The organism is Cronobacter dublinensis subsp. dublinensis LMG 23823 (assembly GCF_001277235.1).
GTDB classification, from domain to species: domain Bacteria; phylum Pseudomonadota; class Gammaproteobacteria; order Enterobacterales; family Enterobacteriaceae; genus Cronobacter; species Cronobacter dublinensis.
In genome coordinates, this window is record NZ_CP012266.1 from 2,137,823 (window position 1) to 2,153,873 (window position 16,051).

The window sequence follows — 16,051 nt, forward strand, 5'->3', positions numbered from 1 at the left end:
TTGCCTGTGTTGGTTTTTTGTACGGCAAATGTTCGTCTTTCCTGTGATTATGTTGTGCGGATAAGACAAAACATGGCGCAGCATCCTAACCGCAAAATCCGGCCTACGCAAAGCCTACCAGTCAGGGTGTGAACCAGGACTCGTTAGCCCATAACGCTATCAGGGTTGTTGTTCACAAAGCGCGCGCAAGCCGCCTTGTCTTGTCACGTAAAACCCTGATAATGCCGTTTTCTGTAACGAGCTGTGGCGAGGAGAGCCGATGAAAAGCAAAGCATGCGCGCTGGTAATGATGATGTCATTGGGCGGGAGCGCCCAGGCCGCTACCGGCTGGACGCCGGATGACGTGGTCAAACCGCTAATGGCGCATTACCAGATCCCCGGCATGGCGGTGGCCGTGTCCGTGAACGGCGAAACGCACTTCTGGCATTACGGCGTGGCGTCAAAAGAGACCCGAAAGCCGGTGGATGAAAAGACGCTCTTTGAAGTTGGCTCGCTCAGTAAAACCTTTACCGCGGCCCTTGCGAGCTACGCGCAGCAGGAGGGCAAACTCGATTTCAGCGCGCCCGCCAGCCGCTATCTGCCCGAACTTAAAGGCAGCGCGTTTGATGGCGTGACGCTGCAAAACCTCGCCACGCATACTTCCGGTATGCCGCTGTTTGTGCCGGATGACGTGAAAAATACCGCGCAGCTGATGGACTGGTATCGCGCCTGGCAGCCGAAACAGCCGGTCGGCAGCGAGCGCGTGTACTCTAACCTCGGTATCGGGATGCTCGGGCTTATCACCGCGAAGGCGCTGGATAAGCCGTTTAGCGAAGCGATGGAGCAGGGGCTGCTGGCGGAATTCGGCATGACGCAGAGCTTTGTGAATGTGCCTGCCGCCGCGATGGGCGACTACGCGCAGGGTTACAACAAAGACGACAAACCGGTGCGCGTGACGCCGGGCCCGCTGGACGCGGAATCCTACGGGCTGAAATCAAGTAGCGCCGATCTCCTGCGCTATCTGCAAATCCAGTTTGGCGAGCGCGCGGTCTCCCCGCGCTGGCGCGCTTCGCTTGACGCCACGCACAACGGTTACTATCGCAGCGGCGAGTTCACGCAGGCGATGATGTGGGAATTCTATCCGTGGCCCTCTTCGCCTGAAAAACTGCGGGAAGGCAACAGCAGCCAGCGCATTATGCAAGGGCTAAAGGCGCAAGCTATCGTGCCGCCGCAGAAAGCGCCGCAGGCCGCCTGGTATAACAAAACCGGCTCCACCAACGGGTTTTCCACCTACGCGGTGTTTATCCCCGAAAAACGCATCGCGCTCATTATGCTCGCGAACAAGTGGTTCCCGAATGACGACCGGGTGAAAGCCGCGTACCAGATTATTGAGCACCTCGATAAATAGCCCGCCAGCACGAAAAAAGGCCGCCCACGGGCGGCCTTCTCGTTACCGGCAGCGCATCAGAGCTGGGTGATAACCACATCCTGGTCGAGACGGGATTTTGGCAGCGTGGCGTTGAAATCCGCGTCGCTGCGATAGCCGAGAGTCGCCACCACGACGCTCTTCAGGCCTTTTTCTTTAAGCCCCAGCGCCTCGTCCATTTTCTCCGGGTGGAAACCTTCGATAGGCGTCGCGTCTAGCCCCATCGCGGCCGCGCCCAGCAGCAGGAAGCCGAGAGCGAGATACGCCTGACGGGTCATCCATTCGCGCTGCTGCTCAGGCGTCACGCTGTTCAGGCCCACGAAGTAGCGGCGGCCTTTGTCGTTGCCCGCGCGCGCTTCTTCGCTGTCATAACGGCCATCCTGCTGCTCTTTTTCCAGCAGCTGTAACAGATGCGCTTCGTCAAGCTCCTCTTTGATGGTGAAGACCACAGTCATGGCGGCATTACGCGCTTTGACCTGGTTAGCATCCATCAGCGCCGGCAGGATCTGCTGTTTGCCTTCGTCGCTGGTGACCGCGAAGAAATGCCACGGCTGGGAGTTTACCGAAGAGGGGCTGAAACGCAGCAAATCCAGCAGTTGCTGCTGCTGTTCGGCAGTAAGCTTACGGCTGTTGTCATAGGCTTTGCTGGTATGGCGTGTGCGAATAATGTCATTAAGGTTCATACGCTCTCCTGGTGCAATGCCGGGCCAGTGTGTCACGGCCACGGGCAGGTTCACTGTTATTGTCTGTGCTAAGGCAACCGATAGTAGTCGAAACCAGACGGCGGCAACACCCGGCGGCTGACGCAAGCGGGCTTTGCGGCAAAAAATGCTAAAAAATAAGTGACAACGTCACGATAAGGACGCCACGCTGGTTGCGGCGTGTAAGAAAAGGGTGAACCACACGGTGGGTTTGAGGCATTATCAGGACTCGCACACGCCACTTAAGGAACCGTTATGCCGCATATCGATGTGAAATTCTTCCCGCGCGATCTCAGTGACGCCCAGCAGCAGGCGCTCGCCGATGAGTTAACTCAGGTTATCGTGAAGCATCTGCAAAGCAAGGAGAGTTCGGTGTCGGTGGCGCTTAACGAAGTGCAGCCGGCGCAGTGGAAGGGCGAGGTGTGGGATAAAGAGATTGCGCCGTTTCTCGATACGCTGGCGCGCAAGCCCGGCTACGAGATGTAAACCATAAAAAAACCCTGCCGAAGCAGGGTTTTTTATTACAGCACGCTTATTTTTTCTCGCCGGGCTTTTTCGCCTGACGTTCCAGCGGGGGCAGGGACGCGCCCATTTCCGCGCCAGTCACCGGGTTGATGCCCGGATCGGACTGCAGACGCTGTGCCATATTCAGTACGCTTGCCTGCTGATCTGGACCAAGCTGGATATCGATCATACCGTCGCCTCCGTTAACTGCGGGTTGCGGGTCGGCGACGTACTCGAAGTTTTCGTCACTGTTCCAGCTGCCGCGCAGGTCGTCGCCTTTAGACATGTTGTAGTAAACATTCGTGTACTGTTCCACCGGCGGAAGTTTGCCCGGCGGGAAGTTATTACGAATAGAGTAGAGTGCTTTCTCAAACGAGAGCATATGCGCGACTTCACGGGTCATCAGGAAGCCGAGCGCGTCTTTGACGCCCGGATCGTCCGTCAGGTTGATGAGTCGCTCATAGATAATCTTGGCGCGCGCTTCCGCCGCGATGTTCGAGCGCAAATCCGCCGTGATTTCGCCGATCGTATCAATATACGCGGCCGTCCACGGCACGCCTGCGGAGTTGGTCAGCGGCGGCCCACCGCCGTAGAGCACCTGGGTCAGGTGGCTGTCATTGCCGGCGCCGGTAATAGAACGGTAGAGTTCGCCTTCCGATTCAGTGGCTTCCGCGAGATCGCCTTTCGCGCCTTTGTTGAGCATCCCCACAAGTGAACCGATAATTTCCAGATGGCTCAGTTCTTCTGTGGCGATATCCATCAGCATTTCTTTACGCGCCGGATCTTCATCACCCAGCCCCTGGGTGAAATAACGGGTGGCGGCAGCCAGTTCGCCCTGAGGGCCCCCGAACTGTTCCAGCAGTAAATTTGCCAGCCCCGGATTCGGCCCGGCGACGCGGACCGTATATTGCAGTTGTTTTACATGTCGGAACATCAGGTTCTCCTGTTTACACGACAACACTCAACAGAGACTTGCCAGCGCGCTGGCAGGTAAATTAAAAAACATTATTTTTTCGCTTCAACGCCAGGGGCGGCAGAGCGATTAAGGAATTGTTGCGTGACGTCCGGTAAATGATTCAGGCACCATTCGGCCATCGCAATTTCCTGTTCCAGAATTTGCTGGAACACGACGACGCCCTGTTCGTCACCTACCGCTTTGGCGGCCGCAATCAGCGAGGTATAGCAGGCGATTTCGAACTGTTCGAAAACGTAGCCGCTGATGGCGCCTTTCACCACTTCGTCGGAGGCAAACATACCGCCGACGGCCTGACCCATCGCCGTCATTTTGCTCATGGTGTCTTTGACGACAGAGCTGGAAACGTTGTTTCTTTCAATAACAGAATCAATCAGTTGCAGCTGGTGGCGTGTTTCTTCAATGTGCTGCTCGATGCGTGCTTTGAGATCCGGATAGTGCTCGATACGGGAAGCCATTGATTCCAGCATCTGTTCCGCTTGTTTCTCCATCGCATGGGCGTCACGTAGCCAGTCATGATAATTTTCTTCGTATGTCGTCATAAATCACCTCTTCCGGAATAAAACAGTTACCTGTAAAGAAATTTTTTATGCGTCCTCTACAGAATTTATTAAATTTGATACGCACTTAAAAGCGTAGCAGATATTTCCAAACAAAACGCCTTATCCGGGATATTCTGTTTTTTGAGACTAATCTTAACTAAAATTAACCGCATAATAATTATTCACTTGCAAGGCAAATATGTACATGGTTGCGAGTGGCGTATAACTTCAAATAATAAATAATTGCACGTGCATTTTATTTTTACATTCGCTTTACCTTGCCTGAAATTAAAGGTCAACTTTTAATTAAGCGAAGCGGTAAATAAACATCACTCAGGCTTAAACATTGAGCTAATTATTCATTTTGACGGAAAAAGACACTCGCGGCGCGACAGCTGCTACAGGATGCCACGTCGCATGGCCGGAATGCGTCTATCCTCAGACAGGCAGAAAGACCTTAAGTCAGACAAGTAAAGGTAAGGACACAGATAAGGAACCGCTCATGGCATTCAGACGACAGGATTACTTCGCCCGCATCGGCTTTACCGGCGAGCCGCTACCGACGCTCGCGACCCTAAACGCGCTCCACCAGTGCCACACCGCCACTATCCCGTTTGAGAATCTCGACGTCCTGTTAGGGCGCGAGATCCTGCTTGATGATGACGCTATCTTCACCAAGCTGGTGGAGGCGGGCCGCGGCGGCTACTGCTTTGAGCAAAACGCGCTCTTTACCCGCGCGCTCGCCGAATGTGGGTTTGCGGTGGAGGCGCTGGCGGCACGGGTACTCATTGCCGGGCCGAACGACATGCCGCCGCGCACGCACCGGCTGGTGCAGGTCACGCTTGACGGCGCCCCATGGATTGCCGATGTCGGCTTCGGCGGCGCGACGCTGAGCGCGCCGATCCCGCTTCAGCACGGCGCGGAGATAACCGGCCCGGAAGGACGTTTTCGCATCGAAAGCCAGCAGAGCGAGTTTCTGCTGATGAAAGAAGAAGGCGATGACTGGCACGCGCTCTATCGCTTTGACCAGGCGCGCCAGTATCCGGGCGACTACCTGATGGCGAACCATTTCATCGCCCACTGGCCAGACTCGCATTTCCGTCACCATCTGCTGGCGGCGCTGCATCCACCAGGCGAGACGCCGCGCAAGCTTTTGAATAACCAGCTGACCGTTAACGGCGAGCGCCGCACGCTTGCGGATGACAGCGCGGTCTATGACTGCCTGCAAACGGATTTCGGGATGCGTTTCAATCATCCGACGCACGGCGTCACGCGTGACGATTTCTGCGCGATGATGGCGCAGCTGCGTCGCGACAATCCTTAAGCCTGCGCGGGAGGGCGAGCGTTCCCCTGGCGCTCACACCCGGCGGATTTGCGCAAAGCAGAATAATCCGCCGCGGTGGGGGAGGGGAGCGGCACTTTCGTTATCAATAGGTTAGATTTTTATAACGCTTCTTCCCGCGCGCGGGCGGAACCCTGACGCCTGGCAAAAGTCACTGATGCACTGTATAAGAAATAAACACCGCTGATACGCGTAACCGGAGATAACGATGACCATGAAAGTGCTGGGCTATGCCGCGCAAACCGCCGAGGCGCCGCTGGCTCCCTTTGAATTTACCCGCCGCACCCCGCGCCCCGATGATGTCGTGCTGGAGATCCTCTACTGCGGCGTCTGCCATTCCGATCTCCATCAGGCGCGCAACGACTGGGGCTTCAGCCGCTATCCCCTCGTGCCGGGGCACGAAATCATTGGCCGCGTCACGGCGGTCGGCAGCGACGTGAAAAAATTCAAACCGGGCGATCTCGCGGGCATCGGCTGTATGGTCGACTCCTGCCGCCACTGCGAACCGTGTCGCGCCGGACTTGAGCAATACTGCCTCGAAGGCAATATCCAGACCTATAACGGCACCGACCGGCACGATGGCGAACCGACGTTCGGCGGCTATTCGCAGATTATCCTCGCCTCTCAGGACTTCGTGCTGCGTATTCCTGAGGGTCTTGATATCAAAGGCGCGGCGCCGTTGCTCTGCGCCGGGATCACGACCTGGTCGCCGCTGCGCCACTGGAAGGTGGGCAAGGGCAGCCGCGTCGCGGTGATTGGCTTAGGCGGTCTCGGGCATATGGCGCTCAAGCTTGCCCATGCGCTGGGCGCCGACGTGACGCTCTTTACCCGTTCGCCCGGTAAAGAGGAGGACGCCCGCAGGCTCGGCGCGCATCATGTCGTGCTCTCGGAAGAGGAAAGCCAGATGGCGCAGGTCGCCGGGCATTTCGACCTGATTATCGACACCGTGCCTTACGCGCACGATATCAACCCATATCTCGCGACGCTGAAGATTGACGGCACGCTGGTGTTTGTCGGCCTGCTGGGCGACATGGCGCCGCCGGTTAGTACCGTGCCGATGATCATCGGTCGGCGCGCTATCGCGGGCTCGTGCATTGGCGGCATTAAGGAAACGCAGGAGATGCTCGATTTCTGCGCGAAGCACCAGATTTCTGCGGATGTGGAAGTGATCAACATTCAGGAAATCAATGAAGCGTGGGAGAGAATGCTCAGGAGCGACGTGAAGTACCGTTTTGTTATCGATATGGCGTCACTGCAACAGGGCGCGCGCCTGGCGGCGGTCACGGCAGCATGATGCACACCGTGAAAAGCGGGCCTCAGGGGCCCGCTTTTTTTACGCCTGTTTCGGCTGGCCGTTCGACGCGGTCAGACCGCCATCGACTGGCAGATTCACGCCGGTGATATAACGGGCGTCGTCGCTTGCGAGAAACGCAATTGCATCGGCGATATCTTCCGGCTCGCCGGCACGCTGCATCGGGATACGCTCATAGAATTTTTGCAGTAGCGTCTCGTCCTGTTTGGTGTCTTCCGTCAGTTCAGTAAAGGTAAAACCCGGACAGATGGTGTTCACGCGCACGCCGTCGGCGCCGTAGTCCATTGCCAGCGAACGGGTAAAGTTCGTGACCGCGCCTTTCGCCGCGTTATAAACGCTCATTCCCCAGTCGCCGCCGAGCCCCGACACGGACGAAATATTCACGACGTTGCCTTTGGTTTTCAGCAGGCCCGGCATAAAGGCGTGCAGGCAGTAGAAGACGCCATTGAGATCGGTGCCCATCAACGTTTCCCACTCTTCGAGTTTGATCTCGTGGATTTTGCCCTGAACAATCACCCCTGCGTTATTGACCAGCACATCGACCCGGCCAAATTCATCGGTGACGCGCTGCGCCAGCGCCTGGACCTGCGCCGGATCGGAGACATCGCAGGGCGTCACCAGATGTTTGCCCTGGGCAAGCGTCGCCGCCACTTTATCGAGCTTCTCTTTGGTGCGCCCGACCAGCACCACGCTTGCGCCTTCACGGGCGAAACGACGCGCCGCTGCCGCGCCAATCCCTGAGCCTGCACCCGTTACGACCACCACTTTTTCTTGAAAACGGTTCATACATCCTCCTTTTCAGTGTCTGGCACAATGCTGTGCGAAATCATCAAGTCCTTGTTAACTCTGGCATTCATCACGTACTTCGCAAGTCGGGAACGCGCAAAGGCGCGTAACTGCCTGTTTTCGCGAAGATAAAAAGTCATTAAAAAATGTGACCAAAGCCAAATTTTCGCGCTGCAAATAAAGACGACGTAGCGGGACATCACTTTCACTTTGCTTATCAAACGGTTACTCATTTAGCATAAAGATATTGTTGTACGGCTCCGCTTGCCTGTGGATAACATGTGCAAAGTGAACAAAAAATATCCTGATAGTCGATCGCAAGTGATCTTATCCAATGCAGAGCGGCCAACCCTGTCACGTATTGCGATCCTTTTTGATTAAAAGGATCAATCTGGCGATCCGCTACAGGTGCCGGTCGCCGTTAATTTTCATGCCCGCCAGCGGGCGGAGGAGGACTATGAACGTTTCACCGGAGTACATCACTTTTGTAGTGGATCAGCTGGCACCCCTCGGCGGGGCGCAGACGCGCCGCATGTTTGGCTGTGTGGCGCTGTTTCAGGGCGGCAGAATGTTTGCGCTGGTGGACGGCGATGCGCAGGTTTATATCAAAGCCGATGAACAAAACCGCGCGCGGTTTATCGCTGCGGGCTTTGCGCCTTTTACGTATGTCACCACGCGCCGCAGCGGGGGACAGCAGACGGTGGCGCTCGGTTATTACCGCCTGCCGGAGGAGCTGGTGGAAGATAACGACGAATTTCTCCGCTGGGCGCGTGAGGGGCTGGCCGCTGCCGCGCGAACGCCTGTTAAGAAACCGCGTAAAACCGCCCGAAACGACCGAGCGACCGCCAAAACGAACGATAAAAACGAACTTTAGTTACAACATACTTTATAAGATCCAACAAATCTGCTGCTTTGGCATCAGCGCTGTGTGTCTCGCTTTGCAGTGAAAAAAGCGCGCGGCGTGAAAAAGCCCAATGAAAAGACAATAAAAAAGCCAGACAAGCTGGCTTGGTACGGTGAACCAAAAGAAAAGGGCGGTGAAGTCAAATCTCGCTGTCGGGCCGCGCGAATGCGTCGCCGATGGCGTAGAAATGCCCGCCTGCCACATGATGCAGACTGCGCAGCTGTGCTGGCGCGTCCTCAAAGTGCCAGCGGCCATCGCTGAACACGCGTGTGTCGGCCCAGGCGGCCGTCACCTCGCCGATAAACAGATCGTACTGCTGCTGGTTATGCGATTCGGGAATGAGCTTGCAGGCGAGCCAGGCGGAACAGCCTGCGACCAGCGGCGCGTCCACGCCCGGCATCTCTAACAGCTCCGCTCCGGCGAGCCTGAGTTTCTCCGGTTCGTTATGCAGGCTCAGCGTACCCAGCTGATACGTCATTTCGCGCTGTGCGACGGTCGGCACCTGGAGCACAAACGTACCGCTGCGCTCCAGCAGCTCGCGGGTGCGGGCGATTTTATCGATAACCACCGTCACTTTCGGCGGCGCGAAATCGAGCCCGCAGGCCCACGCGGCAGCCATCACGTTCTCCACGCCGTCATGACGGGCGGACACCAGCACCGTCGGCCCGTGGTTAATTAACCGGTACGCTTTTTCCAGCGGTACCGGCGCCATAAAGGAACGATTGTCGTTCATACGCCTCACCCTTAGTCAACGAAGGCGAGCAGGGTAGCACAGCCCCGGCGGGGCCGTTTTACGCTATGTGTCGCGCATGCCGAGCGCCAGCGACTGGGCCGGGTCAAACAGCGACAGGCTCTCAATCTGATTGAGCAAAATCACCTTGCGGTACGCCAGCGCCGATTTCTCGCCTGTGGTGAGCGTAATGTCGTGGCTGTCATACCAGGCGCTGTAGTTGTGCTCAACGCGCAAATCCAGCGTCTCCTGATCGCGATAGCCGCTCAGCATTGGGATCAGCACCAGATTGCTGATATCGCTGCGGGTGCTGTCGAAGGTCGCGCTGTGGATCATCCCGATATACACGCGCTGGGATTTCATGGTTATCCAGATAAGTTCGCCCTCTTCCATACACTCATACAGCAGTCCTTCGATGCCGTTGGCGCGCGACAGCGACCGGTAGAGTGTGCGCCGCCCGCTGTTATCGAGCCTCGCGGTGGGCGACCAGTTGGCGCGATAGAGGCAGAACATAATGGCGAAGCCGAGCATGAGCACTACAGGGGCCTGGATGCCGAGAAAGCTCCAGTTCATAAATGCCATCTGGTAGTGATAATCATCGCTGCCGGACCACGCCGGAAAGGCATTCAGCAGGCTCGATACGCCCAGCAACGCCAGCCACAGCAGCCCGGTGGCGAGCACGCCCTGGAGGACGAAAATACAGCCATACAGCGCCACCAAGAAATAGACATCCCACCCGGAGGTGCGCATAAATTTAAAACGTGTGGAGAGATCGCGGCTGGTGTACCAGTAGCCGCAGACCATCAGAACCATAAATATCGCCGTGCCCATCTTAAGCCCTCTTCAGCATATCAACGTGGCGGGCGAAATCTTCCTGCACGGCGAGGCATTCGATATTGACCGACGCGTTGCCGTCCTCGTCAATGATGATGCGTTCCCCTTCGTCAATAGCATCCTGGATATGCGCCGGATGAACGGCATGAACCAGCTTTTCGGGACTGGTAAAAAGCGAACGAAATATTCTTAGCATGTAAAACCTCCCGGCCAACAGTATAGAAAGCCTGGTGGGCGCAGGGAGAAATACGGGTTTATCTTAAGGAAAGCGCCCGCCAGCGTGGCGGACGATGAGGAAGTGCGCCCTTTATTTTACGGCTATTGTACGGCGCGCAGGCCGTCCAGCAGCGCCTGATGAAGTCGCTCCGGCGCCTGGATTTGCGGGGCGTGGCCGAGGTCATCAAAGGTGACGAGCGTCGCATGCGGGATAGCGCGCGCGGCTTCTTTGCCAAGCGTCGGGTAGTCGCCGAGCGTTTGTTGCACCTCTGGCGGCGCGGCATCTTTGCCCGGCGCAGTAGTGTCTTTGTTGCCGATAAGCAGCAGCGTTGGCATCTTAAGCTGGCCGAATTCATAGACCACGGGCTGGGTGTAGATCATGTCGTAGAGCAGCGCTGAGTTCCACGCGACGCGCGCTTTACCTTCGCCCTGATACATGCCAGCCAGCATATTCACCCAGCGGTCATACTCCGGCTTCCACTGGCCCGCGTAGTAGGTGTTCTGTTCATACTTGCGCACGCCCTCAGCGCTGGTTTTCAGCTCCCGTTCATACCATGCATCCACTGACTGCGCCGGCACGCCTTTCGCCTTCCAGTCCTCAAGACCGATAGGGTTGATCATTACCAACTGTTCTGTTTCATCCGGATACATCAGCGCGTAGCGCGTCGCCAGCATCCCACCGGTAGAATGGCCAATAATGGTCGCCTTTTTCACGCCGAGTTTTTCCAGCAACGCATGGGTATTTTGCGCGAGCTGTTGGAAGCTGTACTGATAGCGCTCCGGTTTGGTGGATTTGCAAAAACCAATCTGATCCGGCGCGATAACACGATATCCGGCGTCGCGCAGCGTGCGAAGCGTCGTGTCCCAGGTGCCGGCGCAGAAGTTTTTGCCATGCATCAGCACCACGGTACGCCCGTTGGGCTTCTCGGGTTTCACATCAATGTATGCCATCTGCATTGGTTGACGCTGGGATTCAAAGTGAAAACGCGCCACCGGCCAGCCGTAATCGAAGCCTTCAAGTTCGGGTCCGTAAGTGGGCGTGGCGGCAAAAGCGGGAGCGGCGAGGGCGCAGAGCAGAGCAGCGCTGGATAGGCGTAAAGACACAGGCGGTTTCTCCTTAACGGTTTGTCAGATGTTGCTGACTATAGCTAACGAGCGCGCTTCGGGTGTCGGGGCGGGTAAATAGCCTGTAAAAAAGCGCAAAGGGGATAAAGAGGCGATAAGGGGTGGCACCGGAACGCCGGAACGCCGGGGCGAACCCCGGCCTGAAAGGAAAAAAACAGCAACATTAATGCGGGCTCGCGGTAGGGCGCACGACGATTTCGCTGACGTCGACGTTATCCGGCTGCTCGATGGCGTAGGCGATCGCACGCGCTATCGCGTCTGCGGGCAGCGCGATGCGGCGGAAATCGTCCATCGCCACGCGGGCGGTTTCATCGGTGATGTGGGTCGCGAGCTCCGATTCCACCACGCCGGGGCTGATTAACGTCACGCGGATCGTCTCATTTTCCTGGCGCAGCCCGTCGGTAATGGCGCGCACGGCATATTTGGTGGCGCAGTAGACCGCCGCCGTGGGCGACACGCGGTACGCGCCTATCGAGGCGATATTAATGATCTGTCCGCGGTTGCGCGCCTGCATCACCGGCAGCACGGCGGCGATGCCGTGCAATACGCCGCGCACATTCACATCCAGCATCTGGTTCCACTCATCCACCTTCAGCGAGGCGAGCGGCGACAGGGGCATTACGCCCGCGTTATTAATGAACGCGTCCACCTGGCCATATTTCTCCAGCGCGGTGCGCACAAACGCCTCCATGCTGTCGAGTCGGGTCACGTCCAGCGCAGCGTAGTCAATCTGCGCGCCGTTAAAGCGCAGTTCGTCGCACAGCGCCGCCAGGCGGTCGGTGCGGCGGGCGCCAATCAGTAAACGGTAGCCCTGGGTCGCCAGCAGGCGCGCGGTGGCCTCGCCGATACCGCTGCTGGCCCCGGTGAGCAGGATAACTTTGCGTTCTTCGGTCATCGTCATGGTGCTTACTCCGTCGTGTGAAGGCGCGGCGGGCTTGCCAGCGCCGTATGCATAAAGCCTACGCCCGCATACCGCACCCCGACAGCGCCATTCCTCTCGGTGTATTGCCTGATCCTATTCCCCCTGGTGAAGCTTTACGCACAACGTGCCACAATCCTTGCAGGAAGTTATGAGGAGCCCCGTGATGACCATGCCGCAGATAAAGCGCGAGACCCTTGCGCTGCTGGAAAAACTGGCCCCCCAGCAGGGCTATACCCGATCGCTGCTGGATACCGTGCGTTTTATGCGCTCGGATCGCGCGCTGCCGCGCACGCCGGTGCTCTATGAGCCATGCATCGTGATTGTCTGCCAGGGCTGCAAGCGCGGGTATCTCGCCGATAACGTCTATACCTACAACGCCAGCCACTATCTGGTGCTGTCGGTGCCGCTGCCGTTCTCCACCGAAACCGACGCCACCCCGCAGGAGCCGCTGCTGGCCGTGACGGTCGGGCTAGATATGACGGTTATCGCCGATCTGGTGCTGACGCTTGACGGCGGGCAGGGCGCGCGCGCCACGCCGCCAGAGGGGATCCTCTCCACGCCGCTCGACGAACCGCTGGCCGACACCACGCTGCGCCTGTTGCGCGCGCTGAGCCACCCGCAGGAGGCGCAGATCCTCGGCCCGGCGATCGTTAAAGAGCTGTACTACCGGGTGCTGATGGGCGAGCAGGGCGGCGCCATCCGCGCGGCGCTGGCGAGCGTGGGTAAGTTCAGCCGCATCGCCCGCGTTCTGCAGCGTATTCATACCGACTACGCCGGACGGCTGGATGTCGCGACGCTCGCCGCCGAGGCGGGCATGAGCGCGCCCGCTTTTCACGCGCATTTTAAAGCCGTCACCCGCAATTCACCGGTGCAGTACATCAAAGCGGTACGCCTGCATCAGGCGCGACTCATGATGATCCGCGATAACCTCAGCGCGGCCACGGCGGCCGTGCGCGTCGGTTATGAAAGCCCGTCACAGTTCAACCGCGAGTTTCGCCGCCTGTTTGGCCGAACGCCAGGCGCCGAAACCCGCGAGATGAAACAATCTTTCGCGCTGCTGCCGCCCACGCAGTTTGAGGCGATGACGGCGAATCATTAACGCTGCGCCAATAAATTAGGGTTATATTTCCCGGCGATTTTATCGGCCGGGATATTTCACGTAAGGTTTAATACGGCGGGAAATATATTTTTCCTGGCAAGTGAGATAACGCTGAAATGAATTAATTACCCGCGTTACAGGTTTAATTATTTTTACTGCGGCTGGCGCGCCAGCGCCCTGTGACACGGCTCTCGCTTTGCGCGCGGGCCGCGCCAAATGGGAATATTCCCACTTAACTCTCCTCATTGTGTCGATAATATAATCACAACACCTTCGCCCGATACCGATTATTTCACGCCTGCGTCGCTGGCATTTCGCGCCTGCGAAATATAACGCGTGCAGCCGCGCCATTACGGAAATAGAACCATGCGTTTAACCGGGTTTTGTCATGAGGAAAGTCTGATTGCTATGATTACAGGGAGTGAGCATGGTTAACCGAATTCGCGTCTTCTCGCAAGCCGCTCCTGATTCGCTGCTGTTCTGGGCGCTGAAAGGCGAAGAACGCCTCGGCGCGCCCTTTCGTTTTGAACTCGATCTGCTGAGCGATGATTTCACGCTCGACAGGCAGCGGCTGCTGGGCCAGCCGATGAGCGTGACCATCCCCACCCAGACGCCCCAACCGCGCTACCTGACCGGTAAAATCACCGCGGTGACGGTGCGCAGCGAAGAGCTCGACAGCAAGCGCTACGCCGTATATCAGCTGACGCTGGAGCCCGATTTCTGGCCGATGATGCGCGATCGCAATTTCCGTATTTTCCAGCAGCAGCGCGTGCCGGATATCGTCAAAACGCTCTTTTCCGAACACGACGTTAAACTCGAAGACAAACTCACCCGCAGCTACCGCCAGTGGGATTACTGTGTGCAGTACGGTGAAAGCAGCTTTGAATTCATCAGCCGTCTGCTGGAGCTCGAAGGCATCAGCTATCTCTTCCGCCATGATAAAGACGGACACACCCTGGTGCTGATGGATGACTACACCAGCGCGTCGCCGTTTCCGGGCTACGATGTGATCCCCTGGCACGCCACCAGCGGCGGCGGGGTGGTTGAAGAAGAGGGCGTCAGCCAGCTCACCGCGAGCCATGTGGTCACGCCCGGTCTTTACAGCACCGACGATTACGACTTTCGCAAACCGCACGCCTGGATGCTGCAAACCCTGCAAAACCCGGTATCGCCAAACCCCGGTAAAATCGATGTCTACGACTGGCCGGGGCGTTTTGTGGAGCACGGCGACGGCGAAGCTTACGCCCGTATTCGCCAGCAGGCGTGGCAGGCGCAACAGCAGCAGACGCGCGGCTCAGGCACCGCCAGCGGCATCGCGCCGGGGCACACCTTCCGGCTTATCAAAGCGCCGCACGTGGCGGATAACGCCGACTGGCTGGTCGTCGGCGCGCAGTATGACTTCGAAGAGAACCCCTATACCTCCGGCGGCACCGGCGAAGGCCGCCAGCGGATCGATTTCACTGTGATCCCGACGCAGACGCCTTTTCGCCCCGCGTCCGTGACGCCGTGGCCGCGCACCTATGGCCCGCAAACGGCGCGCGTCGTGGGGCCGAAGGGCGAGTCTATATGGACGGATCGCTATGGCCGCGTGAAGGTGAAATTCCACTGGGATCGCATGAGCCAGGGCGATGAGAACAGCTCCTGCTGGGTGCGCGTCTCCAGCGCCTGGGCAGGTCAGGGTTTCGGCGGTATTCAGATCCCGCGCGTGGGCGATGAAGTGGTGGTCGATTTTATCAACGGCGAGCCCGACCGGCCGATTATCATCGGGCGCGTCTATAACGAGGCGCGAATGCCGCCCTGGGAACTGCCCGCCGCCGCCACGCAGATGGGCTTTATGAGCCGCTCGAAAGATGGCTCGCCGGATAATGCCAACGCCCTGCGCTTTGAGGATAAACCCGGCGAGGAGCAGTTCTGGCTTCACGCCGAGCGCAATATGGATACCGAAGTGGAGCAGGATGAAAGCCACTCGGTGGGCCAAAACCGCACCAAAACCGTCGGCAAAGACGAAACCAGCCACATTAAGCAGAACCGTACCCGCACCGTGGACGGCAACGAAACGGTCACGGTAGGCCAGAATCGCACCAAAACCATTCAGGGCAGCGAAACCACCACGGTGAACCAGCACCGCACCGAAACCGTCAAGGGCAACGAGACCCTGAGCGTCGAGCAGAATCGCGACGAAACCATCACCGGCAACCACACGGCGACCGTGAAAAGCAACCACACCGGCACCGTGGAAGGCCATCAGACGCTGACGGTCAATCAGGATCGCACCCGTACCGTCAACGGCAACGAAAAGGTGCAGGTACAGCAAAACCGTACCGTCGCGGTCACCGGCAACCAGACGCTAAACGTCACCGGCAATCGCGACGTCACGGTGAGCCGCAATGAAAACCGCGTGGTGAGCCAGAAGCAGGTGGTTTCTATTGGCGCGGGGCGAACGCTGACCATTACCGGCGGCGACACCCGTTTTACAGAAGGCAGCGTCGCCGACAGCGCCACCACCACGTTTCAGATAAACGTCGGTGAGAGCGGGATCCTTATCAGCAACGGCAGTATCGAGATAACTGCTGGCGGCGCCAGTATCACCATCAATGCCGCAGGCGTCATGGTCAACGGCAAGAAAATCGAGCTTAACGCCTGACAGGATGCCCGG

Annotated in this window: 16 protein-coding genes; 7 read left to right on the forward strand and 9 right to left on the reverse strand. The window is 58.0% G+C overall.

From position 1 onward, the window contains the following. The first annotated feature begins 259 nt into the window (after positions 1–259). Positions 260–1,387: a class C beta-lactamase gene (gene ampC / locus AFK67_RS09730; RefSeq protein ID WP_007710187.1), complete on the forward strand. Its 1,128-nt coding sequence runs from the start codon at positions 260–262 to the stop codon at positions 1,385–1,387. Between the two features lie 56 nt (positions 1,388–1,443). On the opposite strand, the gene nfsB is transcribed toward ampC, so the two are convergent. Continuing rightward, complete coding sequence (nfsB, locus tag AFK67_RS09735) at positions 1,444–2,088, reverse strand: oxygen-insensitive NAD(P)H nitroreductase (protein ID WP_038883683.1); 645 nt, start codon at positions 2,086–2,088, stop codon at positions 1,444–1,446. A gap of 273 nt (positions 2,089–2,361) precedes the next feature. On the opposite strand from nfsB, the gene pptA reads away from it, so the two are divergent. Further along, positions 2,362–2,592 (forward strand): tautomerase PptA, encoded by a 231-nt coding sequence (pptA, locus tag AFK67_RS09740; RefSeq protein ID WP_007710181.1) that lies wholly within the window; start codon positions 2,362–2,364, stop codon positions 2,590–2,592. Positions 2,593–2,638: 46 nt separating this feature from the next. On the opposite strand, the gene AFK67_RS09745 is transcribed toward pptA, so the two are convergent. Both AFK67_RS09745 and AFK67_RS09750 read right to left on the reverse strand, forming a co-directional pair. Continuing rightward, positions 2,639–3,544: a manganese catalase family protein gene (locus AFK67_RS09745; protein ID WP_007710178.1), complete on the reverse strand. Its 906-nt coding sequence runs from the start codon at positions 3,542–3,544 to the stop codon at positions 2,639–2,641. Between the two features lie 71 nt (positions 3,545–3,615). After that, on the reverse strand, positions 3,616–4,125 hold the full coding sequence (locus AFK67_RS09750; RefSeq protein WP_007710174.1) for a ferritin-like domain-containing protein: 510 nt from the start codon (positions 4,123–4,125) through the stop codon (positions 3,616–3,618). A 502-nt stretch (positions 4,126–4,627) separates the two neighbouring features. Between AFK67_RS09750 and AFK67_RS09755 the strand changes: the two genes are divergently transcribed. Together AFK67_RS09755 and AFK67_RS09760 are read left to right on the forward strand one after the other, a co-directional pair. Beyond that, positions 4,628–5,449: an arylamine N-acetyltransferase family protein gene (locus AFK67_RS09755; RefSeq protein ID WP_007710172.1), complete on the forward strand. Its 822-nt coding sequence runs from the start codon at positions 4,628–4,630 to the stop codon at positions 5,447–5,449. Between the two features lie 226 nt (positions 5,450–5,675). After that, entirely contained in the window at positions 5,676–6,761 is a 1,086-nt protein-coding gene (locus AFK67_RS09760) for an NAD(P)-dependent alcohol dehydrogenase (protein ID WP_007710169.1), read from the forward strand. 39 nt (positions 6,762–6,800) lie between these two features. Here the strand turns inward: AFK67_RS09760 and AFK67_RS09765 are convergent, their stop codons facing one another. Further along, complete coding sequence (locus AFK67_RS09765; protein ID WP_007710166.1) at positions 6,801–7,565, reverse strand: meso-2,3-butanediol dehydrogenase; 765 nt, start codon at positions 7,563–7,565, stop codon at positions 6,801–6,803. A gap of 457 nt (positions 7,566–8,022) precedes the next feature. Here AFK67_RS09765 and AFK67_RS09775 point away from each other — a divergent pair, with 457 nt between their 5' ends. Beyond that, positions 8,023–8,439, forward strand: coding sequence for a TfoX/Sxy family protein (locus tag AFK67_RS09775; protein WP_007710162.1), 417 nt, complete (start codon positions 8,023–8,025; stop codon positions 8,437–8,439). 169 nt (positions 8,440–8,608) lie between these two features. Here the strand turns inward: AFK67_RS09775 and AFK67_RS09780 are convergent, their stop codons facing one another. The 5 genes from AFK67_RS09780 to AFK67_RS09800 form a co-directional block, all read right to left on the reverse strand. Next, a complete protein-coding gene (locus AFK67_RS09780; protein WP_032966240.1) occupies positions 8,609–9,202 on the reverse strand; it encodes a flavin reductase family protein in 594 nt (197 codons plus the stop codon). Between the two features lie 63 nt (positions 9,203–9,265). Then, positions 9,266–10,030, reverse strand: coding sequence for a hypothetical protein (locus AFK67_RS09785; RefSeq protein WP_007710156.1), 765 nt, complete (start codon positions 10,028–10,030; stop codon positions 9,266–9,268). 1 nt (position 10,031) lies between these two features. Continuing rightward, positions 10,032–10,229: a hypothetical protein gene (locus AFK67_RS09790; RefSeq protein WP_007710153.1), complete on the reverse strand. Its 198-nt coding sequence runs from the start codon at positions 10,227–10,229 to the stop codon at positions 10,032–10,034. 122 nt (positions 10,230–10,351) lie between these two features. Then, complete coding sequence (locus tag AFK67_RS09795; RefSeq protein ID WP_007710151.1) at positions 10,352–11,353, reverse strand: alpha/beta fold hydrolase; 1,002 nt, start codon at positions 11,351–11,353, stop codon at positions 10,352–10,354. A 184-nt stretch (positions 11,354–11,537) separates the two neighbouring features. After that, a complete protein-coding gene (locus AFK67_RS09800; protein WP_038883680.1) occupies positions 11,538–12,275 on the reverse strand; it encodes an SDR family oxidoreductase in 738 nt (245 codons plus the stop codon). 184 nt (positions 12,276–12,459) lie between these two features. Here AFK67_RS09800 and AFK67_RS09805 point away from each other — a divergent pair, with 184 nt between their 5' ends. Continuing rightward, a complete protein-coding gene (locus tag AFK67_RS09805) occupies positions 12,460–13,395 on the forward strand; it encodes an AraC family transcriptional regulator (protein WP_038883678.1) in 936 nt (311 codons plus the stop codon). 427 nt (positions 13,396–13,822) lie between these two features. Then, the gene (locus AFK67_RS09810) at positions 13,823–16,039 is read left to right on the forward strand and encodes a type VI secretion system Vgr family protein (protein WP_007710143.1); all 2,217 of its coding nucleotides are present in this window, start codon (positions 13,823–13,825) and stop codon (positions 16,037–16,039) included. The last annotated feature ends 12 nt before the right edge of the window (positions 16,040–16,051 follow it).